Source organism: Cupriavidus sp. 05N38 (genome assembly GCF_056397345.1).
Genome location: NZ_JBFTNF010000043.1, coordinates 15,285 through 38,467, shown reverse-complemented (window position 1 = coordinate 38,467; position 23,183 = coordinate 15,285). Strand labels below are relative to the sequence as shown.

Genomic DNA, 23,183 nt, shown 5'->3' with positions numbered 1-23,183 from the left:
CATGGACTCGACACAACGACTTCCCCGCTCCCGGTCTTGCGCCTGGGGCAGTGCCATCGCCATGGTGCTGGCGCTGCTTGCCTGGGGTATGGCCCCGGCCCATGCGCAGAAGGATTTCAGCTCTCCCGAGGCTGCGATGAACGCCCTTGGCGACGCAGTGGCCACCAGCGACGATGATGCGATGAAGTCCCTGTTTGGCGCCAACTATCACGACCTGATCCCGCCGGTCGGCGCAGACATTCGCTACCGCTTCCTTGAGGCCTGGAGCCAGTCGCATGCCATTCGCCCGGAAGGGAAAGACCGCGCCCGGATTACGGCCGGCAACGATGGCTGGACCTTGCCCATACCACTGGTGAAGAACGCCAAGGGATGGCATTTCGATATCCGCGCCGGCGCCGAGGAAATGCGTGTGCGCCGCATCGGCCGTAACGAGCTGGCGGTGATGCAGACCTTGCTCGCCGTTTGCGATGCGCAGAACGAGTACGCGCAGATGAGCCAGCAGGCACAGGGCATATCGGTGTATGCCATGAAGCTCGTCAGCACGCCCGGCAAGCGCGATGGCCTGTATTGGCCAACCAAGCCCGGTGAACCGCAAAGCCCGCTGGGACCTGCGTTCCTCGAGGCAGGCATGCGCAGCAAGGCCCAGGGCGGCTACTACGGCTATCACTACAAGCTGCTTACCTCGCAGGGCAGCCATGCCCCGGGCGGCAAGTATGACTATGTCGTCAATGGCAAGCTCTTCGGCGGATTCGCGGTGATCGCGTGGCCGGTTCGCTACGGGGATACAGGGATCAAGAGCTTCATGGTCAGCCATGACGGGCGGGTCTTCGAAAGCGACCTTGGCCCGAACGGCCAGGACAAGGCGCTGGCGACAAGGTCCTATGACCCGGGCCCGGGCTGGAAAGAGGTGACCCCGTGATATCCATCCCGATGCCTGCAAGTATCGGCGCCGATGCCGACGATAAGGAAACAGGCGCCTTCCTGGCCAGCTACGGGTTTCCTGCATCCGACAAGACCGGTTTCTGGAAAGGCAGCAAGGCCGGCGCGCCGGTGCTGCAGGAGCGCTTCAATTAGCACACCGCCCGCCGGGATCGTGGGGCGATTCGCAAAAACACGGAAGGGAGAACAGCATGAAAGGAAAGACACTATTGGCCATGGCCATGCTGATGGCAGCTACCGCATCGGTCCGGGCACAGCCCGAAACGAAAATGGATGTCACGCAGGCCCCCGGGCAGACGAGTGCCACGGCTACGGCCAAGACGACCGCCAAGATCACCAAGATCGACGCGCCGACGCGAACGGTTTCACTAAAGAGGAGCGACGGCAAGGTCGTGGACCTGGTGGTAGGCGAGGAAGCCAGGAACTTTGACCAGCTGAAGGTTGGCGATGTCGTGTCCGTCGAATACCGCGAGGCCTTGAGCCTGAGCCTGAAGAAGGGCAGCGGTCCGCTCTCCCTGCACGAGCGCGAGATTTCTGACCGCTCCGCGCCGGGCGCAAAGCCCGGTGGCACGATTGGCCGGGAAGTGACGGCCACGGCCGATGTGGTTGCGGTGAACACCGCGGCCAAGACCGTCACCCTGAAGGGGCCAAAGGGACGCACCGTCGACCTGATGGTTGACGATCCGGAACGGCTCAAGAATATCAAGAAGGGAGACCGGGTCCAGGCGGTCTATACGGAGGCCCTGGCGGTGTCCGTGGAGCCGGCCGCCGCCAAGTAGCGGCACGGCAGGACCGGCGTTCCCGGGCGTTCATCCTGGCAGCGTTTGCCGTGGCGGCCACACCCCGTCCCGGCAGCCATGACGTGTTGCCGGATGCCGCCACCTGCTTCGAGGAAGTCCATTTTCGCGACGGAGACACGACATGGCTGCGACTGAAGCAATGGCACCCGGGTTCGAGCTCAATCAGTTCTTCTCGGCCTGGGAAGCGCGTATCGACCGCTGGCGCATCCTGAACCGCATCGCCCGGACCCTGGCCGCCCGGCGGGCGCAAGACACCGACGAATTGCGCCAGCAAGCCAGTGCGGTGCTGGAAGAAATACGTCCCATCGAGGAACTGAACGCATACCCTGGACCGAACCTGACCGCACAGGTGAAAGAGCGCCTCGACAAAGGCGATTGGGTCGGCCTCGAACGCCTTGTGCAACGTATCAGCGGCGCCCTGCTTTCCAATAGCTACCGGGATGACAGAGAGGCCTGGATCGCCGAGGACGAAGGCGAGTCGCACCTCCCGGATATCCTGCCACCATCGATCGGCCACGGACAGAGCCGCAAGCCGTATTTCGAGGTGTTGCTGGTGGCCGCCGGCGAGCGCTCGACCTGGCCCGACTTGCGGGAGACATTTCGCAGGCTGCGGCGCAATGACGATCATTTCATTTATGAAACGGTCGTGGTTGGCAGTTTCGAAGATGCGCTGCTTGCGGCAATCTTCAATTGCAACCTGCAGTCGGTGGTGATCGTCGATGGCTTTGGCTTTACCTCGCAATACACGTCGCCGGTGTTGCGAGACATCATCGTGCGCAATACCCCGACGGGGACCGGAGCGGCCATGGAGGACTCGGGTACGGCGCTTGCGCGCCTGCTCCGCGGCCTGCGCCCTGAGCTCGACATGTTCCTGTCCACCGACCGCGACGTCGGTCACCTCGCCGGCTCCGAGGAGGCCGCGCCACTGCGCCGGATCTTCTACGGCGCGGAAGAAACGATGGAAATCCATCTGGCCATTCTCGATGGCATCAAGGATCGCTACGAAACGCCGTACTTCGACAACCTGAAGGACTACGCGGCGCGTCCGGTTGGAACCTTTCACGCCTTGCCGATCGCGCGCGGAAAGTCGATTTTCAAGTCGAACTGGATCCGCGACATGGGTGAATTCTATGGCGCCAACCTCTTTCTCGCGGAATCATGCGCCACCACCGGCGGGCTGGACAGCCTGCTGGAGCCGACCGGCAATATCAAGCTGGCCCAGGACAAGGCCGCGCGCGCCTTCGGCGGCGACCGCTCCTTCTTTGTCACGAATGGCACCTCGACCGCCAACAAGATCGTTCACCAGGCGCTGCTCACCCCGGGCGACATCGTCCTGATCGACCGCGACTGCCACAAGTCGCACCACTACGGCATTGTGCTGGCTGGCGCGCAGCCGCTCTACATCGATGCATACCCGCTCACGCAATACTCGATGTACGGCAGCCTTGCGATCCGCCCCATCAAGCAGGCCCTGCTGGCGCTCAAGGCCGAAGGCAAGCTCCACCGGGCCAAGATGCTGGTGCTTACCAACTGCACGTTCGACGGCCATATCGCCAACGTGGAACGGACCATGCTGGAATGCCTTGCCATCAAGCCCGACCTGGTCTTCCTGTGGGACGAGGCATGGTTCGGCTTTGCGCGCTTCTCGCCATTGCTGCGCATGCGCACCGCGATGGGCGGCGCCGCCAGGTTGCGCGAACTGATGCATGACGCGGCCTATCGCGACAAGTACGAGGCGTTCAGACAATCGATCGATGGCATCGGCGACACCGATCCGCGGCTGCTCGACATCCCATTGCTGCCTGACCCGGACCAGGTCAGGATACGGGTCTACCAGACGGAGTCAATCCACAAGTCGATGTCGGCCCTGCGCCAGGGTTCGATCATTGTCGTGGCCGACCAGCAATTCCACACAGTCGAGCCGCAGTTCAAGGAAGCGTTCTTCACGCACACCTCGACCTCCCCGAACCTGCAGATCATTGCGTCCATCGACCTGGCCAGACGGCAGATGGAACTAGAAGGCTACGAGCTGGTGCAGCGCGCCATACAACTGGCCATCGAGATCCGCAAGGAGATCAACAATCATCCGTTGATCTCGAAGTACTTCCACGCCGCCACGCCGGCGGAAATGATTCCGGCGGAGTATCGCGTCACCGGATTTGCCGATTACGGCATGCCAGGCAGCACCATCGCGGATGCCACACAAGCCTTGCGCACCGACGAGTTCTTCCTCGATCCGACCCGTATCACGCTGCTTTGCGGCAACGCGGGGTACGACGGCACCCGTTTCAAGGGGCTCCTGGCCGAAAGCTACGACATCCAGATCAACAAGACCTCGCGCAACAGCGTGCTGGTGCAGATCAATATCAACAATACCCGCAGCGACATGGCGCACCTGATCAAGGCGCTTGCCGATATTTCCCGCGCGCTGGATCGCGAACTGGACGAGGGCGACGAAGCCGCGCGCGCCAGTTTCCAGGCTCGCGTGAAGGGATTGGTGGAGGACGTGCCGGAACTGCCGAACTTCAGCCGCTTCCACAACGCGCTGCGCGAGAACAGCGAGAGCGCAACGTCGGAAGGTGACATGCGTGCCGCCTACTACCTGGCCTATGACCCGCAGGCTTGCGAGTGCATCCGCCTGAACGACCCCCGCATCGACGAGCGACTGAAGAATGGCCCCGAGCTGGTGTCCGCCAAGTTCGTGATCCCCTACCCTCCCGGCTTCCCCATCATGGTCCCCGGGCAGGTGATTACGCCGGAAACCATTGCCTTCATGCGCAAGCTGGATGTGAAGGAGATCCACGGATTCAACGCGGCGCGCGGCCTCGAGCTGCTTAAGCCGGAAGCCCTGGACGCCCTGAACAAGGCACGCTGACCCGACGCGCGCTTGCATCCTATCCGTGATCCGCAGGAAGCACTGGATGGACTGAAGCGGAAACGTGTGACTTAACCTATCGAAAAAAAAGCGGGAGAAACGCCATGTCCTGGTTCGTGACAACGCTCAGAGCCTATCCGGAAATCGCCATTTTCCTTGCGCTGGGGATCGGATACTGGATTGGCGGGAAAAGCTTCAAGGGCTTCAGCCTGGGCGCCGTCACCTCGACGCTGCTTGTGTCGATTGTCATTGGCATCCTCGGCGTGAAGATTTCCCCCAACGTGAAGTCCGTCTTCTTCCTGATGTTTCTGTTCGCCGTCGGCTATGGCGTAGGTCCGCAGTTCGTACGCGGCATCGCCAAGGATGGGGTGCCACAAGCCATCTTCGCCTTGGTCATGTGTCTGTTGTGCCTGGCCTCCGCCGTCGGCGCGGCGCTGATGGCCGGATACGACCTGGGCTCCGCCGCGGGGCTTTTTGCCGGATCGCAAACGATCTCCGCATCGATGGGCCTCGCCACCGACGCGATCAATCGCCTTGGCTTGCCACCCGACGAGGCAAAACAACTACTCGACAGCATGCCGATCGCATACGCCGTTACCTATATCTTCGGCACTGTCGGCTCGGCGATCATCCTGGCGCAGATCGGCCCGAAGCTTCTGGGCATTGATCTGGTAGCCGCGTGCAAGGACTACGAAAGAGAACTGGGCGCCGGAGCGCCGGGTGAAGCCGGCACGGAATGGCATGAATTCGAATTGCGCGCCTATGCCCTGGCGCCAAACAGCCCTTATATCGGCAGGTCGGTGGGCGAGCTCGAGGCGGGAACCCAGGAGGGCGTGCGAGCCTTTGTCGAACGCATTCGCCGCGGCGGCAAGATCATGGAGGTGGACCTCAGTACCAGGCTCGAGGCCGGCGACGTTGTCGCGATCGGCGGAAAGCGCAATCAGCTGATCGAGCGCCTCGGCCCAAGCGGACGGGAGGTCGAAGACGCGGAACTGCTCGATGTCCGCACCGAGGGCGTCGATATCTACGTCACCAACAAGGAAGTCGATGGTCGTCCTTTGCAGGACCTGGCCCGCTGGCCGGGCGCGCGCGGCGTGTTCCTCAAGAAGATCAAGCGCGGGCCGACCGAAACCGTGATCCCGGTGCTGCCCAAGACGAAGCTCTATCGGGGCGACGTGATCACGGTGGTCGGTCGCACACAGGATATCAACGCGACCGCGAAGCAACTTGGCTATATCGATCGGCCCACGTCGGTCACGGACGTGGCATTCATGTCACTCGCGATCACGGTTGGCGCGCTGATCGGCGCGGTCGTCCTGAAGATAGCGGGGGTTCCGATCACCCTATCCACGGCGGGTGGCGCGCTGATCGCCGGCATTATCTTCGGGTGGTACAGAGCCATACATCCGACCTTTGGCCGCATCCCGGAGCCGACCGTCTGGTTCATGAACTCCGTCGGGCTCAATGTCTTCATCGCCGTGGTGGGAATCTCCGCCGGCCCCGGCTTTGTCGCCGGCCTGCAAAAGCTTGGGATCAGTCTTTTCCTTTGGGGCATCTTTGCAACGGCGGTGCCGCTGATCATTGGCATGCTGCTCGCCAAGTTCGTGTTCCGCTTTCATCCCGCCATCCTGCTCGGCGCGTGCGCTGGCGCGCGGACCACCACGGCTGCACTGGGCATGATCTGCGAAGCGGCACAGAGCCAGGTTCCGGGTCTTGGCTACACCGTCACCTACGCCGTAGGCAATACGTTCCTGACGATATGGGGCATGGTGATGATCATGATTCTCGCGTGAGCGCACCATGAAGAACCTGCTCGCGACCCTGACGATCGGCGCCATCCTGTCCGTCTCGGGTTGTACCTACTATGGCTATCCGGCCACCACCGCGCCCGCGAACTACGACCGCTCGTTCTTCGCGGCGGCGGACGCCTTGCGTGAACAGGGTGTGGCGATCAACGTGCAGGACCAGGCAAGCGGGACGGTCGCGGGCCTGCGCGATGGCACCAGTGTGAGCGCCAGCGTGCGGCAACAGCCCGACGGCAGCGTGCGGGTGCAGTTCAACGCCAGCGATGCGCGCGATCCCGGACTACTCGACCGCGTCTCGCGCAGCTACGACCGCCGGATGGGCCGCTGATCCCGCGTTTGCATCGATTCGCAAGTCTTTTTTGCCACGTACCATTTTTGGAGGAATGCGCCATGAGCAAGCCAGATCCGTCGAAGTTAGCGAATCTCTCGCCTTTTGAACTCAAGGACGAATTGATCAAGCTGGCTGGAAGCGTCTCGAACCGGTTGATGCTCAACGCCGGACGCGGCAACCCCAATTTCCTTGCAACCGTTCCGCGCCATGGCTTCTGGCAGCTTGGCCTGTTTGCCATGACCGAATCCGAACGGTCCTTCTCTTACCTTTCGGAAGGTGTCGGGGGTTTTCCGCGCAGGGCTGGTATCGAGGAGCGCTTCGATCTCTTCGCGCGATATCACCGCGACACGCCGGGAGTGAAGTTCCTGACCGGCGCCGTCTCGTTCGTGCGAGACCAGCTCGGCCTGGATGGGGGCGACTTCCTCTATGAAATGTGCGAAGGCATCCTGGCCTGCAACTATCCGGTGCCGGACCGGATGCTCAGGATCAGCGAAAAAATCGTCAAGCAATACCTGCGCAAGGAAATGATCGGCGCGCATCCCTTCCTGGGCGATTTCGACTTGTACGCGGTCGAGGGCGGTACTGCCGCCATGACATATCTGTTCAATTCGATGCGGGCCAACCGGCTACTTAAGGCGGGTGACAAGATTGCATTGGGCATGCCCATATTCACGCCATATATCGAAATTCCGGAGCTGAAGGAATATGACCTGACCGAGCTCACGATCGACGCCGATCCGGCGGCTGGCTGGCAATACCCCAAGAAGGAACTGGACAAGCTGCGCGATCCGGACGTAAAGGCTTTTTTCCTGGTGAACCCGAGCAATCCGCCTTCCGTCCGAATGAGCGACGAGGGTCTTGAGTATCTCGCTTCCATCGTCAAGGAGCGGCCGGATCTGATCATCCTGACCGACGACGTGTATGGCACCTTTGCCGACAACTTCGTGTCGCTGTTTGCCATGTGCCCAAAGAACACCATCCTGGTGTACTCCTTCTCGAAATACTTTGGCGCGACCGGCTGGCGACTGGGCGTCATCGCCACCCACAAGTCGAATCTGTTCGACGAGAAGATAGCGGAATTGCCGAAGGCGGAACGCCAGGAGCTGAACCACCGCTATGCCTCCATCACCACGGAACCCGACAAGTTGCTGTTTATCGATCGTATCGTGGCCGACAGCCGCACCGTGGCGCTCAATCACACGGCGGGCCTCTCCACTCCGCAACAAGTGCAGATGGTGCTGTTCTCCCTGTTCTCCCTGATGGATTCGTCGGACAACTACAAGGACGCCATGAAGCGGCTGATCCGCAGCCGCAAGGCCGCCTTGTATCGCGGAATGGGCGTCGCCCCCGAGCCGGTGGATTCGAACGTCGTCGACTATTACACGCTGCTCGATGTCGAGCAGCAAAGCAGGGAAGTCGGCGAGGATTTCGTCAAATGGCTGCTTGATACCGTCGAGCCGCACGAATTGTTGTTCCGGCTAGCCGAGGAAGCCGGCGTGGTGCTGCTGCCCGGAAAGGGATTCGGTACGCGCCACCCATCGGGACGGGTTTCGCTGGCCAACCTGAACCAGGAAGACTATGTGAAGATCGGTCGTTGCGTTCGCAAGCTGCGCGACGAGTACCTGGAGCGCTACAGGAAGTCCGGCGGGAAGGCGGAGAAGGGCAAGAAGAAGTAGACAGACCGGCCGGATGACGTTGATAGCGCCGCGGCCCCCCCGGTGCCGGCCATGTCGGCCGGGCTGCCGGGAACGGCCGCGGCGCGGACATGGTGAGCTGGCACGGGTGTCGCACGAGCCGACGGGTTGCATCCGGCACATCATCCATTCGGCCATGTCGCCCGCGGTGCCCCGCAAAGAACCGGCAGCCCGGTCGTGCGGTCATGCAACGACCAGCGAACACCCGGAGGCAACTCCCGACGGCGGCGCAGCCCGGTACGCCGGCAACCCGCCCGTCAACTTCGTAGCAGGCATCCCCGGTTTGCGCCGCGAGGCAGCGGCAGGCACATGAGACGGGTCGCCGAATGCGGTAGCGAGAACGCACAGTCCATCCGCTTGCGTAAGGCCCGAGCCAAGCGCCTCAGGTTTTCCCTGACTGTCCCAGGATGCAAAATTGATGTCCCGGATCATCAAACCGTGTGCAACTGATCCTAGATACTTGTCATCAGTTGCGACCGGACGCTGGCAGGTGCCGTGGAAGGAAGCGTCGACTCACCGGCCCAGACCGCCGGGAGTGCAGTCAAAGTCTTCCATCAGAGGCATTTATGCTTGGACAACGTTCCACACATTCCATCATGGCAGTAAATCCGGTCAGGCCAGCCGGGACGCATCCCTACTCGTGGGTGGTCTTCGCACTGGGCTTTGGCCTGCTGCTGTCAGACTACATGTCCCGCCAGGTGCTCAATGCAGTATTTCCGCTGCTGAAGAACGAATGGGCACTGACCGACACAGAGCTGGGGGCACTCGGCGGCGTTGTTGCGCTGATGGTGGGCGTGCTGACCTTGCCGCTGTCGGTCCTGGCCGACCGCTGGGGCCGCGTCAAGAGCCTCACGCTGATGGCGGCCCTGTGGAGCCTCGCCACGCTCGGCTGCGCGGTGGCGACAAACTTCGGCGAGATGTTCATCGCCCGCATGTGCGTGGGCATCGGCGAAGCCGCCTACGGCAGCGTGGGCATTGCCATGGTGCTGTCGGTGTTCCCCCGTCGCCTGCGATCCAGCCTGAGCGCCGCGTTCATCGCGGGCGGCCCGTTCGGGTCGGTTTTGGGGATGGCACTGGGCGGCGCCCTCTCCGCCCACCTCGGGTGGCGCTGGGCGTTTGCCAGCATGGCCATCTTCGGCCTGGTGCTGGTCGCACTGTTTCGCGTCGTGGTGACCGAGCCGCGCCTGAAGGCGCAGCGCGAACTGATCGGCGAGGACAAGGGCGACGAGGCGGCACCCAAGCGCCTGGCATTGCGGCCCCTGGTTTCCGCCCTGTTTTCGGCGCCTTCGATTCTTTGTGCCTATGTCGGCAGCGCCATGCAGTTGCTCGTCACAGGTGCGCTGCTTGCGTGGATGCCAAGCTACCTGTCGCGCTACTACGGCATGGCCACGGACCGCGCAAGCCTGACGGCCGCCGCCTTCGTGCTGGCCGCCGGCGCCGGCATGATTGTCTGCGGCGCGCTGACCGACTGGGTTGCCCGCAACGCCCCCACCCGCAAGTGGCTGATGGCCATTGCCTACAGCACCACCAGCTGCGCACTGCTCCTGGCCGCCTTCCACACGCCCCCCGGCGCGGCGCAAATGGTCCTGATCTGTGCCGGCATGTTGCTGGTCGGCGGTACGGCCGGACCGGCAAGCGCCGTGGTGGCCAACCTGACGCATCCAAGCATTCACGCGACAGCCTTCGCCACGCTCACGCTGGCCAACAACCTGCTGGGCCTGGCACCCGGGCCTTTTGTGACGGGCGTCATCGCCGACAGGATCGGTCTGCTCGGCGCCCTGCAGATCATTCCGCTGGCCGGGCTGTGCGCCACCTTGGCATTCGCGATCGGGCGCAAGTACTACGCCAACGACCTGCGTCGCATTCAAAGCCAGCGCGCCGCGCAGGCGCGGCCCTGACCTCTCCACCCCCCACCCTTTCATAATGATTGACCCCAACACCACAATCCTGATGGTGCCTGGTCTGCGCGACCATGTGCCGGAACACTGGCAGACGCTGCTCCAGGCGCAACTGCCGAATGCCCGCTCGGTGCCCCCGCTGGAACACGACAAGCTGAGCTGCGCGGCGCGCGTCGCGGAGCTGGACGCAGCGATTGCCGAGATCGACGGGCCGGTGGTCCTGGTGGCCCACAGCGCAGGCGTGATCATCACCGTGCACTGGGCCGCGCAGCACCAGCGTCCGATCCAGGCTGCGCTGCTGGCGGCGCCACCGGACTTCGATCACCCGCTGCCACCGGGGTACCCGGATCCGGCGGCCCTGGCACAGAACGGCTGGCTGCCTACGCCAGCGCAGCTCCTGCCCTTCCCCAGCATCGTCGGGGCGAGCCGCAATGATCCGCTGGCGAAGTTCGAACGGGTCGCCGGGATGGCCCGCGCGTGGGGCAGCCGGCTGGTTGACCTTGGCCACGTGGGTCACCTCAATCCCGCCGCCGGATACGGGCCGTGGCCACGCGCCACGGAATTGCTGGCGGCGTTGACGCCTGCCAGCTAGAGTGGAAGATAGGTCACGCTCCGGCGCTCGCGTTCGAACGTGGCCGCAAGAGAAAGTAGCACCCAAAGCAAATCCGTCTGTCAACGGAAAAATCGGACGCCGTAACCCGGTGAAAGAAAGAAGAGGAGACCAAATGAAATTGAAGAACATTGCCATCGCATCGCTGCTGGTGTGCTCAGGGGGCGCATATGCGCAGTCCAGCGTCACACTCTATGGCGTCGTCGACGCCAACATCGAATACGTCAACCACGTCGGCGCGGTACCCACGGCGGCCAACCAGTTCAATCGCGGCCCGTCCAATGACGTCTACCGCATGGATTCGGGCGGACTGTCCGGCTCGCGCTGGGGCCTGCGCGGCGTCGAAGACCTTGGCGGTGGCCTCAAGGCAGTGTTCGTCCTGGAAAGCGGCTTCAGCCTGGATACCGGCAATGCGCTGCAGAGCGGCCGCCTGTTCGGCCGCCAGGCCTTCGTGGGCGTGCAAAGCAGTTTTGGCCAGTTCACGCTTGGCCGCCAGTACACCTCGATCTTCGAGGCGCTCGCCAACTACTCGCCGACCGCTTATGCCACGCAGTACGAGCCGGTCGTTCTGCAGTCGGGCGCCAATTTCCGCGAGGACAACACCGTCAAGTACACCGGCCAGTTCGGTCCGGTGAAGGCGCTGGCCCACTGGTCGTTCGGCACGGGCGTGGCCCTGCCCGCGACAGTCGGCGTGGCGACGCCCATCGGCGGCAACGGCGAAGTGCCGGGCCAGTTCCGGCGCGACACCGCCTACGGTGCCGCCGCGGCGTACGAGGCCGGCCCGTTTGGCGTCACCCTCGGCTACGACCAGTGGAATCCGACCATCGGCACCGGCAGCGGCACGCTGAAGAAGGCCGTGGTCGGCGCAAGCTACACCTACGGCACGGCCAGGTTCATGGGCGGGTATCGCTGGGGCCAGAACAAGAATGCGGCAGGCTCCGTGATCCAGCGCGACGACTATTACTGGATCGGGGCGAACTACCAGGTCACGCCTGCCGTGGGGCTCACGCTCGAGTACAACTACGACGACGTCAAGAGCCTGTTCGGCAGTACGCAGACAGCCAACCCCTGGCAGATCGCCTTCGTCGCGAACTATTCGCTGTCCAAGCGTACCGACGTCTACGTGACCACCGCGTTCGCCAAGAACGCCGGCCTGATGCTCGAATCGCTGGCTACCACCTACGCCAACAGCCTTTCACTGGGCAACAGCTATGCGCTGGCCAACGGGCAGAGCACGATGATCGGCGCGGCCGTAGGCCTGCGCCACAAGTTCTGACCGGACCGCATCCGGCGGGAAATGACTGGAAATGGCGGGCGATGGCGGAAAATGGCGGGCCGGCATCCGGCCCGCCATCGCCACGCCAGCCCGCACGAATGGTGCTCGTTACGGCCGCCAGGGGATCACCCTGTGCGGCCGTTTTTTTCGGGCATCGCGCGGGATTGCGGGATCGCGGGCTTTGTCATGGCATTGCAGGATCGGGAGGGGCGGCACGGCACGCGCGGCCCGAAGGCGCTTCTTTCGTGCGGCGGACAAGGGGCAGCGCAGGCAGCGGCCCCTTCAAAGGGGCGCCCGGGAAGCCGGGCACCCGCGGCGTCAGGCTTGAGGCTGACGCAGGAAGCGCAGCACCACCTGTGCCGCTTCACCGACGCGTGTCAGGAGGAAGAGGTGGCCGTCCTCGAATACATGGAGTCCGGCCTGGCGAATGCGCGAAGCAAGGATCCTGGCATTGACCAGGGGCACGATCGGGTCGTCGGAGCCGTGCATGACCAGCGTGGGCTGTTCCAGGGCACCGAGCCACAACAGGCTGCTCCATCCCCAGGCCGCCAGCAACTGGTAGACATAGCCGCGGCCGCGCGGCGGTTGCATATGGCGGCCGTGCTCTTCCAGCAAGCCGGGGTCGTCGCGGAAGGCGCCGCCATAGATATCGGCGCCCACGCGGCGCAGGTAGTCCGGATCAGAGTAGCGGCGTACCCCGATCATCTTCGAGAGGACCGACACGCTTCCCGGCACCATGATCACGCCCGGCGAGGTCGCCGCCAGCACAAGGCGCCGGCAACGCTGCGGATAGAGATGCGCGAACTCCTGCGCAAGCGCCCCGCCCCAGGAGACACCGAGCGTATCGACCTGTCCTTCGTAGCCGAGATGGCTGAGGAGCTTGTCGGCGATCACGCACAGGCTGGAAAGGCGATAGGGAAGCAAGGGCGCGGGGGAACCGCCCGCGCCGGGCACGTCGAAGATGATCACTTCGGTACCGTCGAGCGCGTCCACGAACGGCTCGACGAGTTCGAGGTTGGCGCCGATGCCGTTGAAAATAAGCAGCGGCGGCCCGGCATCGCTGCCGGGCCGCACGCCGACCCGAAGCACCTGTCCATCCAGGTCTACGGTCCGGATTTGCATCTTGTGGCCAGATTCAACGCTGGCACCGTCTATTGTCATCAAGTCATCCTGGAGGCACTTCCCTGAAACGGGCGGGATGGCACGGCCTTGCGAGGCCGTGCCCGGCGAGGCTTACTGCCTGGGGCGCAGGATGCCCTTCACTTCTTCCACGTTCTCCGCGAGGCGCTTGCCGACCACGGCGAAGCTGTCGGCCTGTGTCTTGTACACGGTGTCGGTCAGGCCGCGCAGGCCGCTCACCGCCTTGTTCACGGTGCGCGGCAGCAGCTCGGTCACGCGGACCGCGGAGGCCTCGGCGCCATCGGCCTGCTTCGTCGTGCCGAGCGACTGCAGATCGGCCGCGGTCCCGCACAGGTACTCCGCCTGCAGGCGGACCAGCGACTGCAGGCCCGACAGCACCGTGAGATTGACGCTGGCCAGCGCCTCGATGTCCTTGCGACGGGACTCCAGGATCGCCACCGGGTTGAGGCGGTTCTGCTTGACGAATTCGAGCAGCTTCTTGTGCGGGGCGAACGTGTTCGCGGTGTTGGTCGATTCCATTGTCATGGTCTCCATTCAGGTTGCGTTAAAAAACTCATGGACTGCGGCGTGCCGCGCGTCAGGCTTCCATCACATAGCGTCCGGGCGCTGCGCCGCACGGCGCATGGCGTGCGTTACCCGGCGCCGCGGGTGCCTTGCACTTCGGCCCGGACCGCTGCTTCAGCCACTGGCTCCAGTGGCTCCACCACGAATCGGGCGTGGATTCGGCGCCGGCCAGCCAGGCCTCGGGATCGGTCGTACTGTCGCTGTTCGCGAAGAACTTCGCCTTCGGGTTGCCGGGCGGGTTGATCAGGCTTTGAATGTGGCCGCTCGAACTGAGAACGAATTCGGTCTGTCCGCCGAAGGCGCGCGCCGACCGGAACACGCCCTGCCACGGGGTGATATGGTCGGTTACACCGGCCACCACGAATTTGTCGCACTCGACCTCGGACAGGTCGATGGGGGCGCCCAGCACATTCAGCGCCCCTGGCGTCGCGAGCAGGTTGTCAGAGAGGATGTCGAGCAACTGGCAGTGAAACCCCGCCGGCAGTCGCGTGGTGTCGTTGTTCCAGTACAGGACGTCGAACGCCGGCGGAGCCTTGCCCAGCAGGTAGTTGTTCACCCAGTAGTTCCACACCAGATCGTTGGGCCGCATCCATGCGAACACCCGCCCCAGTTCCTCGCCGTCGAGCACGCCGCTGGCCCGGCTGCTTTGCCGTGCCATCGTGACAGCTTCCGGCGTGGCGAACAGGCCGAGCTGTGACTGCTCGTCCAGGCCGAAGACGGACACCATCAGCGTGGCGGCATTCACCAGTTTCTCGCCACGGCTGGCGCAATAGCCCATCAGCGCCGCCATCGTCATCGCGCCGGCGCAGGCGCCATGCAGGTTCACATCGTCGCTACCGGTGATATCGCGGATCGCATGGATGGCTTCGATCAGCGCCGTCACGTAGGTGTCGAGGTCCCATTCACGCTGCGCCACGGTCGGGTTGCGCCAGCTCACCATGAAGACCTGGAATTCCTGCTTGAGCAGGTACTCGACGATGCTCTTGCCCGGAGCGAGGTCGAACACATAGAACTTGTTGACCTGCGGCGGCACGATGAGCTGCGGGCGCGCGTGCACCTTGGCCGTGACTGGTGTGTACTGGATCAGTTCGAGCACTTCATTGCGAAAGACCACCGTGCCCGGCGTCGTCGCCAGGTCCCGGCCAACACGAAACGCGCTCTTGTCGACCTGGGACGGCATGCCCTGGTTGGTCAGGGTGTCGGTCAGCAGGTTGGTCATGCCGGACAGCAGGCTGAGACCGCCCGACTCGAACGTCTCCCTCAGCGCAGCCGGGTTGCCCAGCACCGTATTGGTCGGCGCCAGCGCGTCGAACACGAGCGACGTGAAGAACTGCGCCCTCTCCTTGCTGCGCGCGTCCATGACGGAGCGGCTGACAAAGCCGGTCATGGCATCGCGCCAGGCAAGATAGCCCTGCAACGGCATACGGTACAGCGGGTTGTCGTGCCATTCCGAATCCGCGAATCGACGGTCGCGCGCTGGCGGGGGAGAAGCCGTGCCGTCCAGCACGCTCAGCAGGTCATGCGCCAGCTGCGTCTGCTGTTCCAGCAGCAGCGCGGGCTCCTGGACGCATTGCGCGCCGATCTGCTGGGCGGTGGAGACCAGGTCCTCCGGGCGCAAGCCCACGAAAGGATTGGGGCTGGCCACAGCCAGGCCGCCGTTGTCGGGCAGGACCTGCGGGGTGACCTTCGCCGGCTTCCTGGCTTTGCTTGTGCGCGCTTTCGTCGTTGTCATCGCATCTCTCCTCAGGCAACCAGCAGTGCCAGCGATTCGGCGACCAGGGCCGGCTTGGCCTGGCCTTCGATCTCCATCGTGTTTTCCGTGCGCAGCATGACGCGGCCCTCGCCTTTGTCCTCCGCCGCCAGCAGCCTCACGCGATTGCGCACGCGGGCACCCGCCTTCACCGGCGCCAGGAAGCGCGTCTTCTCCAGCCCGCAGTTCACCGCGGCCTTGGCATCGCCGGGGACGATACCCATGCGGGTGATCTGGCCGCCCAGCAGGGAGAGCGTGAGGAAGCCGTGCGCGACGGTGCCGCCAAAGGGGCTCTCCCGGCCCGCCCGGTCCACGTCCACGTGAATCCACTGGCGGTCTTCCGTGCAGTCCGCAAATGCATCAATGCGCGCCTGATCCACTTCGACCCACTCCGATACGCCCAACTCCTGGCCGACGAACGCGCCAAGCGTCGCCATGCTGTAACCATCGATTGCCATGTTGTCTCTCTCCACCTTCTCTAAATCTGCCCTGACTTCGTCAGAACGTTGCATCGTTTCGGGGCCACGAATCCATGCCCGCGGGGCGCGCCAGGCGCCAGGACATGGCCGGCAAGGAATTCTGCGGTTGCGACCCTGGCGCCGTAGAACGCCTCGTCTTCGCCGTGCATCTCAACTGCAGCGATGTGCGCCCGCGGCTGGTTGGTTTGCTGCACTGCGACATCGATGGGGTGATCGTAATATCGGGCAGCGCGAAGGCGATTACCGGAACCGGCCCTTTCACTGACAAATCCCGCCGTTTTCAGCCGCAATGCGCGGCGCCCGGGCGCCAGATGCCGCTAGCGCCTCCCGAGGTGGCAGGATTTGTCAGTCGACGGCCAGCCTTGCCAATCGGCGCCAATGGCCGACAGTGGCCGACAGTGGCCGAGAAAGTGGCCGAGAAAGTGGCCGAGAAAGTGACCGAGAAAGTGACCGAAAGTGGCCGGCAATGGGCGGGTCAGAGGGTGCGGCGGTAGGCGTTTGGCGTGCTGCCAGTCCAGTGCCGGAAGGCGCGATGGAAGGCGGTGGGATTGTCGAAGCCTACGTCGTAGGCAATTTCGGCGATGGTGTCTTCGGAGCGCGTCAGGCGCTGGATCGCAATATCGCGCCGCACCTCATCCTTGATGGCCTGGAACGTCGTGCCCTCGGCCGACAGGCGCCGGCACAAGGTGCGCACCGAGTGGTGGAGCGCCTGCGCGACAGCGTCGACGGTGGGCGACGCGGGCAGGCATTCGGCCAGGTGCTGACGCACGCGGTGACAGGTCAGCTGCTCAGCGAAGGCGACGAAAATCCAGTCTTCGGGCGCGCGCGCGAGAAATGTCTCGAGGTCCGGCTTGCGTTGCCTGACCGGCAGGTCAAGGTAAGCCGCATCGAAGCTGATCTGCGTGTGCGCGCAGTCAAAGCGCACCGGGCCCGGAAACAGGTAGAGGTGATCGCTGCTCTGCGGCGGAATCGGAAAAGCGAACTCCGCACCGTTGAGCGGGATCCGCTGGCGGATGAGCCACGAGGCCATTCCATGCACCAGTTTCAGCATCAGTTCGCAGCCAATCACGCTGACGCCGGGGCCAGCCGGGTTCGCCACCAGCTCGACATATCCAGCCGCGCCTTCGCGCCGCGACGCCAGGCGGAATTCGTCCAGGACCAGATGGAGGAACTGGCCAAAGCGATGCAGCGCCACCTCCAGCCTTGGCGCGTCGAGCAGGCTGAGACCGAGAAACTTCAGCACGCCGTTGCGCAGTGGGCGGCTGAAAATGCCCGGCATTTCATCGTCGAGTTCCATCGCCAGCCTGCGATAGAGCGTGGCGAACTGTTCCTGGGTCACCCGTGCGCCGGGTTCGCGCAGCAGCTCGTGCGCGATCCCGGACTGCTCGGCAAGCCGCCCGATAGCGGCCGGATCCGCGCCCGACAGGAAGGCGTTGACGACGGAAATGGGGACGGTAGCGGACAGGCCTGTCAAATGGGGGGCGCAGGCAGTGAATGCCGGTCGGGGATGGTGACGGTACATTCTGGCACAGGTGCGCTGCAATGAGAGCGTGGCCCGGTGCCAGGCCTTCGCCTGCCCGCTGCACCACGCCCGCCATTGCGCGACACCGCGCGAGCCACGAGACCAATCCAGGGCGAAATGGGCGTGCCTGGCCGCCTCAGACCGGCTTCTGGTCGCCCGGCTCGCCGGTATGCGGCTGGTCCTCGACCCATTGCCAGAACAGCTGGTAGCCCACCGCGAGCACCACCGGGCCAATAAACAGGCCGATGATGCCGCCGGTAACCATGCCGCCCAGCGCGCCGATCAGCACCACCGCCATCGGCGCGTCGACGCCGCGGCCCAGCAGCAGGGGCTTGAGCACGTTGTCGACCAGGCCCGCGATGAAGACATAGACGGAGAAGGTAATGGCGGCCACGGTGGGACCCTCGGTGGAAAAAACGTAGAGGATCACGGGGATGGTAATCAGCGTGACCGGCAACTGCATGGTCGCGAGCAGCAGCACCGCCAGGGCCAGCAGGCCGGCGGCGGGAATACCCTTGATCACGAAGGCCACGCCAATCAGCAGCATCTGAACGAAGGCAATGCCTACCACGCCCTGGGCTACCGCGCGAATGGTGGCGGTGCACAGCACGGCGATGCGCGAGCCCCGGTCCGGGCCGAAGATGCGCGAGGCAATCTGCACGGCGCTGCGGCTACCCTGCTCGCCATGCGCCATGAAAATGCCCGCGATGATCAGGGCGAAGACAAAGATCAGGAAACCCTCGCCGAGGCCTGCAAGCATGCCCAGCAGCGCGAGGCTGACGTCCTTGAGCTGAGGCGCGACCTTCTGCAACAGACCGGTCAGGTCGGTGGCGGCGTGCTGCCAGAGGGCATAGAGTCGCTCCCCCACCACCGGCCAGCCCGCGACCGACTCGGCCGGCGGCGGAATATGGAATTTCCCGCTCTTGACGATGTCCATGGCATGGCTCACCGAATCGGCCATGGTCGTGCCCAGCATGTAGGTGGGAACCATGATGATGCCGATGGCAACCAGGACGATCAGCGTGGCGGTGCGGCCGTCTTTGTTGCCGAGCTTGCGCCTGAGGCTTATCTGCAGCGGATAAAGGGTGACCGCCAGGATCAGTGACCAGACGATGAGATTCAGGAACGGGCGGAATATCTGGAAGCAGAAGATCGCCAGAACGGCGATCATCCCGGCACGGATCAGTACATCGAGCAAGCCACGGGACAGGGCCTTCTCGGAAATGGGCGTGGGCAACATCCGCTGTCTCCTTGCAGGTCGCTGCAAAGGTATCGCATGGGTAAGCCGTGCCACGGCTTCTTGTCCGCGCCGCCGGGGCATGTCCAGGCAGCCCGATACGTCCAGGTTCGTGCACCGGGGAGCCACGACGGATCGAGGCATGACGCCCGGACTACGGTGATGTCCATCCACGCAACGCACGCCACGCTCAATCCTGATGCCAGTGCGTTCGCCAGACGATGTTAAAGATAGGTCCTATATTCGGTGAATTCCAGTCTAGGCCAGCAGGAAAGCAGGGACAACCTCGAAGGGTACGCCCCAAAGACATAGCCACGGCCCCATGGCGCCGCTTACCGGCGCCCCCTTGTGGTAGCCGCGGTCCGGGTCCGTGCCGCTCGCCAAGGCTTGCTCCCGGTTCGATGCCACGTCGGCGGGGCGATCACGTGAGAATTCGCGATTAAAGAAATGAACGCGCTCTGGCGCGGTCAACGGCGTTCGTGCCGTAGTCACCAGTGGTGCGATGCGCCGGCGCGACATCGTGGAATGGCTGTTCGAACGCGGCGCGGTTGTGCTTCACGCTATCGCAAACACCTCGCCGGTCGCGAGATTCTCCGGCTGGCACGATTTCACTGAAGTGGCCCGGAAGTAGCGGGCAAGACTGGCACGGCGAAGGGGAGCAGGCCAGCGGATATCGCGTTTTCCCTGACTGTCCCGAGATGTAAATTGAGTGTCCCATATTGTCAAATTGTTCCCGGCCGTTGTCCGATACTTCCGTTACCGAAGGCCATTTCATATGAATCAGTTCCGCCGCTGCGCAGCAGCGCCGGCAGACACCAGATACCAGGAGCACACTCATGCAATTCCTCGACGATTCCCTGCACCCCRAAAACATGGACAAAGTAGTCATCACCGTGGCCCCGTACGGTCCCGAGTGGATGCCGGCGGATTTCCCGGATGACATTCCGGTGACGATGGAAGAACAGGTCCAGAAGGCCGTCGATTGCTACAACGCCGGCGCCACCGTGCTGCACCTGCACGTGCGCGAACTGGACGGCAAGGGCTCCAAGCGCCTGTCCAAGTTCAACGAACTGATCGCCGGCGTGCGCGCCGCGGTGCCCGACATGATCATCCAGGTGGGCGGCTCGATCTCCTTCGCGCCGGAAGACGACGGCCAGGCCGCCAAGTGGCTGTCGGACGACACCCGCCACATGCTGGCTGACCTGGACCCGAAGCCGGACCAGGTGACCGTGGCGATCAACACCACGCAGATGAACATCATGGAGTTGCTGTACCCCGCATACCTGAAGGGTACGTCGCTCGAGCACCCGGCCTACCAGCAGGCCTACCGCGAAATGACGGTGCCGGCCGGCCCGGGCTGGGTGGAAGAGCACCTGCGCCGCCTGAGCGCCTCCGGGATCCAGCCGCACTTCCAGCTCACCGGCATCCACGCCATGGAAACGCTGGAGCGCATGGTGCGCGCCGGCCTCTACAAGGGCCCGCTGAACCTGACCTGGATCGGCATCGGCGGCGGCTTTGACGGCCCCAACCCGTTCAACTTCTTCAACTTCGTCCACCGCGCGCCGGACGGTTGCACCCTGACCGCGGAATCGCTGCTGAAGAACGTGCTGCCGTTCAACATGATGGCCATGAGCATGGGCCTGCATCCGCGTTGCGGCATCGAAGACACCATCATCGACCAGCACGGCAACCGCATGACCTCGGTGCAGCAGATCGAGCAATGCGTGCGCGTGGCCAAGGAGCTGGGCCGCGAGATCGCCTCGGGCAAGGAAGCCCGCGAGATCTATCGCATCGGCACCTGGTACGACAGCGCCGAGGAAACCCTGGCCGCCCACGGCATGGCGCCGAACCGCAAGGCCGGCCAGAAGAACCTGCCCCTGCGCGCGGCCTGACGCGCGAAGCACTGGCCGCAGGCGCAAAGCCTGCGGCCAGTCCGTTGCCCGCGCCCGGCGCGCCCCACCTAGCCTCATCGAAATCATGAACCCGTCCCCATCCGTCGCGAATCCGTGCATCAACATCTGCCGCATGGACCATGCGGGCAGGCACTGCCAGGGTTGCGGCAGGACGCCGCTGGAAATCGGCTGCTGGGAGCGGATGACCGAAGCCCAGCGCGCCGAAGTGATGGCCTTGCTGCCGGCGCGCCTGCCCTGGCGCAGCGGGCAGGCCTTGCCCACCCCCTGATCCTGAACTGCCTGCCGCGGCCTGCATCGGGCACGCCGGCCGGCGTCATCAAGCCGCCGCCATGAACAATCCGTCCACGCTCTCGGTCGAGGCCTATTTCGACCTGATCTGCCCCTGGTGCCTGATCGGAAAAAAGCACCTGGAAAACGCCATTGGCCTGCTCGGGCGTGAGCGCCCGGACGTTACCGTGCACGTGGAATGGCGCTCCTACCCGCTGATCCCCGCCACGCCTCCGGCCGGCTTGCCCTACCGTGATTTCTACGTGAACCGCCTGGGCAGCCCCGAGGCCGTGGCGTCACGGCAGGCGCAGGTCCGTGCCGCCGCGCGCGAGGCCGGCCTCACGCTGGCGCTGGACCGTATCGAGATCTTCCCGAACACCTTGCTGGCCCATCGCCTGGTACGCCTTGCCAGGCAGCAGGCAGGTGCCGAAGCGGCATCCGCCCTGATCGATAACCTGTTCACGCGCTACTTCATCCGCGCGGCGAACATCGGTGATCCCGTCGTGCTGCGACAGGCCGCGACAGAATGCGGCATCCGCATGCCGGACCAGGGCGCTGCCCCCGGGCACCATGACCTGGACTGGCTGCCGTCACTGCACGCCCCGGCGGATCCGCCCTTGCGCAGCGGGCTCGGCGTTCCGCACTTTGTCTTCAACGGCACCCACAGCGTGTCTGGCTCGCGGCTTCCCGACGCGTTGCTGGAAGCCATGCTGCGGGCGCTGGCGCGCGCGAAGCAACGCGCCACCCTGGCTGCCACCTGAACCCCTTCGCGAAGGCGGAATTTCATCCGCCGGCGCCTCGCTTTCCCGCATGATCCCGTGTACCGCCCCCGACAAGGGAAGACTGGCACGGCTTTCCATATTCCATATCCCATATCCATAACGGAGACAGACATGCCCAACCGCCCCGCCCTCTTTCGCGTGCGCCACGCCGCCGTAGCCGCCGTGCTGGCCCTGTCCGTGCCGGCGGCGATGGCGTGGACCAACAAGCCTGTGCGCATGCTGGTGCCGGCCCCGGCCGGCGGCACCATGGACGTGATCGCCCGCCTGCTGGCCGACCAGCTCTCGGCGGACCTGGGCCAGCCCGTGGTGGTCGACAACAAGCCAGGCGCCGGCGGCGGCATCGCCATCAACGCCTTGCTGGCGGCGCCACCCGACGGCCAGACCATCATGGTGACGGCCACCAACGTGCTGACCGAAGTGCCGCATGTGCTCAAGACGCCGTACAACACCATGAAGGACATCCAGCCGCTGGCCGCGGTCGCAAGATCGCGCCTGCTGCTGGTTGGCGCGCCATCCCTGCCTGCCAGGGACTTCAAGAGCCTGGTCGGCTACGTGCATGCCAACCCCGGCAAGCTGAGCTTTGCCTCCTACAGCGCCGGCACGGCGTCTCACTATGCCGGCGTGATCATGAACCAGAAGGCCGGGCTGGACCTGCAGCATGTGCCTTTTGCGGGCTCCGGGCCGGCGCTGGTCCAGGTGATGGGCGGCCAGATCCCGCTCATGTACGACGGCATGGTGACGTCGTTGCCGATGATCAAGGCCGGCAAACTGCAGGCCTATGCGGTTGCCTCCAAGAGCCGCTCGCCACTGCTGCCGCAAGTGCCCACCTTCGCCGAACTGGGTTATCCGGATGTGGAGTTCAGCAACTGGGTGGGCGTGATTGCCTCGGCCCGCGTTCCGGCCGAGATGGCGCAAAAGATCCAGGCAGCCACCTACAAGGCGGCCGCCACGCCAAAGCTGCAGGAACGGATGCAGGCCCTGAGCTATGAGCCGATGGCTGCGCAGACGCTGCCGCAGCTCAGCCAGTCGCTGCATGAAGAGTTCGAGCGCAATGCGGGGATTGTGAAGGCCTTCAATATCCAGCCCTGACTGCGGCAGCCCTCCGGCTCGCTTGTACGACGCGCCTCCTTCGGGAGGCGCTTTGCTTTGCGCCTGTCGTGGTGGCAAGGATGGTCCTTCGCCGGGTAGCGGGAACGATGGAGGTGGTTGCTGCGCATTTCGCGCGGCTCGCCCTTCCGGCAAGAAAAAGCGCCAGCCCCCGCCTGAGGACTGGCGCATAGTTTTCCTTACTTCACTTACTT

General features: G+C 64.2%; 21 protein-coding genes. 15 read left to right on the top strand and 6 right to left on the bottom strand.

All coding sequences use genetic code 11. The features are described from left to right. Window position 1 precedes the first annotated feature (1 nt). The 10 genes from AC1DK4_RS26935 to AC1DK4_RS26890 all read left to right on the top strand — a co-directional run bounded on the left by AC1DK4_RS26935 (window position 2) and on the right by AC1DK4_RS26890 (window position 12,228). Window positions 2-919, top strand: coding sequence for a DUF2950 domain-containing protein (locus AC1DK4_RS26935; protein WP_441614735.1), 918 nt, complete (start codon window positions 2-4; stop codon window positions 917-919). Window positions 920-930: 11 nt separating this feature from the next. Continuing rightward, window positions 931-1,074, top strand: coding sequence for a hypothetical protein (locus AC1DK4_RS26930; protein ID WP_441614399.1), 144 nt, complete (start codon window positions 931-933; stop codon window positions 1,072-1,074). 56 nt (window positions 1,075-1,130) lie between these two features. Beyond that, window positions 1,131-1,718 carry a hypothetical protein gene (locus AC1DK4_RS26925; RefSeq protein ID WP_441614401.1) on the top strand — a complete coding sequence of 196 codons (588 nt, stop codon included), beginning with the start codon at window positions 1,131-1,133 and terminating at the stop codon, window positions 1,716-1,718. A 142-nt stretch (window positions 1,719-1,860) separates the two neighbouring features. Continuing rightward, window positions 1,861-4,614, top strand: coding sequence for a decarboxylase (locus AC1DK4_RS26920; RefSeq protein WP_441614403.1), 2,754 nt, complete (start codon window positions 1,861-1,863; stop codon window positions 4,612-4,614). A gap of 104 nt (window positions 4,615-4,718) precedes the next feature. Next, on the top strand, window positions 4,719-6,407 hold the full coding sequence (aspT, locus tag AC1DK4_RS26915; RefSeq protein WP_441614404.1) for an aspartate-alanine antiporter: 1,689 nt from the start codon (window positions 4,719-4,721) through the stop codon (window positions 6,405-6,407). Window positions 6,408-6,414: 7 nt separating this feature from the next. Further along, a complete protein-coding gene (locus tag AC1DK4_RS26910) occupies window positions 6,415-6,747 on the top strand; it encodes a hypothetical protein (protein ID WP_441614406.1) in 333 nt (110 codons plus the stop codon). A gap of 62 nt (window positions 6,748-6,809) precedes the next feature. Next, the gene (locus AC1DK4_RS26905) at window positions 6,810-8,426 is read left to right on the top strand and encodes a bifunctional aspartate transaminase/aspartate 4-decarboxylase (protein WP_441614408.1); all 1,617 of its coding nucleotides are present in this window, start codon (window positions 6,810-6,812) and stop codon (window positions 8,424-8,426) included. A gap of 584 nt (window positions 8,427-9,010) precedes the next feature. After that, window positions 9,011-10,342: an MFS transporter gene (locus tag AC1DK4_RS26900; RefSeq protein ID WP_441614410.1), complete on the top strand. Its 1,332-nt coding sequence runs from the start codon at window positions 9,011-9,013 to the stop codon at window positions 10,340-10,342. 25 nt (window positions 10,343-10,367) lie between these two features. Beyond that, window positions 10,368-10,934 carry an RBBP9/YdeN family alpha/beta hydrolase gene (locus AC1DK4_RS26895; protein WP_441614412.1) on the top strand — a complete coding sequence of 189 codons (567 nt, stop codon included), beginning with the start codon at window positions 10,368-10,370 and terminating at the stop codon, window positions 10,932-10,934. Between the two features lie 133 nt (window positions 10,935-11,067). After that, window positions 11,068-12,228 (top strand): porin, encoded by a 1,161-nt coding sequence (locus tag AC1DK4_RS26890; RefSeq protein ID WP_441614414.1) that lies wholly within the window; start codon window positions 11,068-11,070, stop codon window positions 12,226-12,228. A 318-nt stretch (window positions 12,229-12,546) separates the two neighbouring features. Here the strand turns inward: AC1DK4_RS26890 and phaZ are convergent, their stop codons facing one another. The 4 genes from phaZ to AC1DK4_RS26870 all read right to left on the bottom strand — a co-directional run bounded on the left by phaZ (window position 12,547) and on the right by AC1DK4_RS26870 (window position 16,140). Beyond that, window positions 12,547-13,389: a poly(3-hydroxyalkanoate) depolymerase gene (gene phaZ, locus AC1DK4_RS26885; RefSeq protein ID WP_441643528.1), complete on the bottom strand. Its 843-nt coding sequence runs from the start codon at window positions 13,387-13,389 to the stop codon at window positions 12,547-12,549. Window positions 13,390-13,461: 72 nt separating this feature from the next. Then, on the bottom strand, window positions 13,462-13,887 hold the full coding sequence (locus AC1DK4_RS26880; RefSeq protein ID WP_441643527.1) for a phasin family protein: 426 nt from the start codon (window positions 13,885-13,887) through the stop codon (window positions 13,462-13,464). 58 nt (window positions 13,888-13,945) lie between these two features. After that, a complete protein-coding gene (locus AC1DK4_RS26875; RefSeq protein ID WP_441614416.1) occupies window positions 13,946-15,664 on the bottom strand; it encodes an alpha/beta fold hydrolase in 1,719 nt (572 codons plus the stop codon). An 11-nt stretch (window positions 15,665-15,675) separates the two neighbouring features. Further along, entirely contained in the window at window positions 15,676-16,140 is a 465-nt protein-coding gene (locus tag AC1DK4_RS26870; RefSeq protein ID WP_441614737.1) for a MaoC family dehydratase, read from the bottom strand. Between the two features lie 104 nt (window positions 16,141-16,244). On the opposite strand from AC1DK4_RS26870, the gene AC1DK4_RS26865 reads away from it, so the two are divergent. Then, window positions 16,245-16,655 carry a hypothetical protein gene (locus tag AC1DK4_RS26865; protein WP_441614418.1) on the top strand — a complete coding sequence of 137 codons (411 nt, stop codon included), beginning with the start codon at window positions 16,245-16,247 and terminating at the stop codon, window positions 16,653-16,655. Here the strand turns inward: AC1DK4_RS26865 and AC1DK4_RS26860 are convergent. Beyond that, the gene (locus tag AC1DK4_RS26860; RefSeq protein WP_441614420.1) at window positions 16,637-17,683 is read right to left on the bottom strand and encodes an AraC family transcriptional regulator; all 1,047 of its coding nucleotides are present in this window, start codon (window positions 17,681-17,683) and stop codon (window positions 16,637-16,639) included. The two genes, AC1DK4_RS26865 and AC1DK4_RS26860, sit on opposite strands and share 19 nt — an antisense overlap. 136 nt (window positions 17,684-17,819) lie before the next feature. Then, window positions 17,820-18,923, bottom strand: coding sequence for an AI-2E family transporter (locus AC1DK4_RS26855; protein WP_441614422.1), 1,104 nt, complete (start codon window positions 18,921-18,923; stop codon window positions 17,820-17,822). Window positions 18,924-19,756: 833 nt separating this feature from the next. Here AC1DK4_RS26855 and AC1DK4_RS26850 point away from each other — a divergent pair. From AC1DK4_RS26850 to AC1DK4_RS26835, 4 genes are all read left to right on the top strand, one after another. After that, entirely contained in the window at window positions 19,757-20,812 is a 1,056-nt protein-coding gene (locus AC1DK4_RS26850) for a beta-keto acid cleavage family enzyme (RefSeq protein WP_477131882.1), read from the top strand. A gap of 85 nt (window positions 20,813-20,897) precedes the next feature. After that, complete coding sequence (locus AC1DK4_RS26845) at window positions 20,898-21,101, top strand: DUF1289 domain-containing protein (protein WP_441614426.1); 204 nt, start codon at window positions 20,898-20,900, stop codon at window positions 21,099-21,101. Window positions 21,102-21,162: 61 nt separating this feature from the next. Then, a complete protein-coding gene (locus AC1DK4_RS26840; protein WP_441614428.1) occupies window positions 21,163-21,861 on the top strand; it encodes a DsbA family oxidoreductase in 699 nt (232 codons plus the stop codon). A gap of 132 nt (window positions 21,862-21,993) precedes the next feature. Beyond that, window positions 21,994-22,971 carry a Bug family tripartite tricarboxylate transporter substrate binding protein gene (locus tag AC1DK4_RS26835; RefSeq protein WP_441614430.1) on the top strand — a complete coding sequence of 326 codons (978 nt, stop codon included), beginning with the start codon at window positions 21,994-21,996 and terminating at the stop codon, window positions 22,969-22,971. Window positions 22,972-23,183 lie beyond the last annotated feature (212 nt).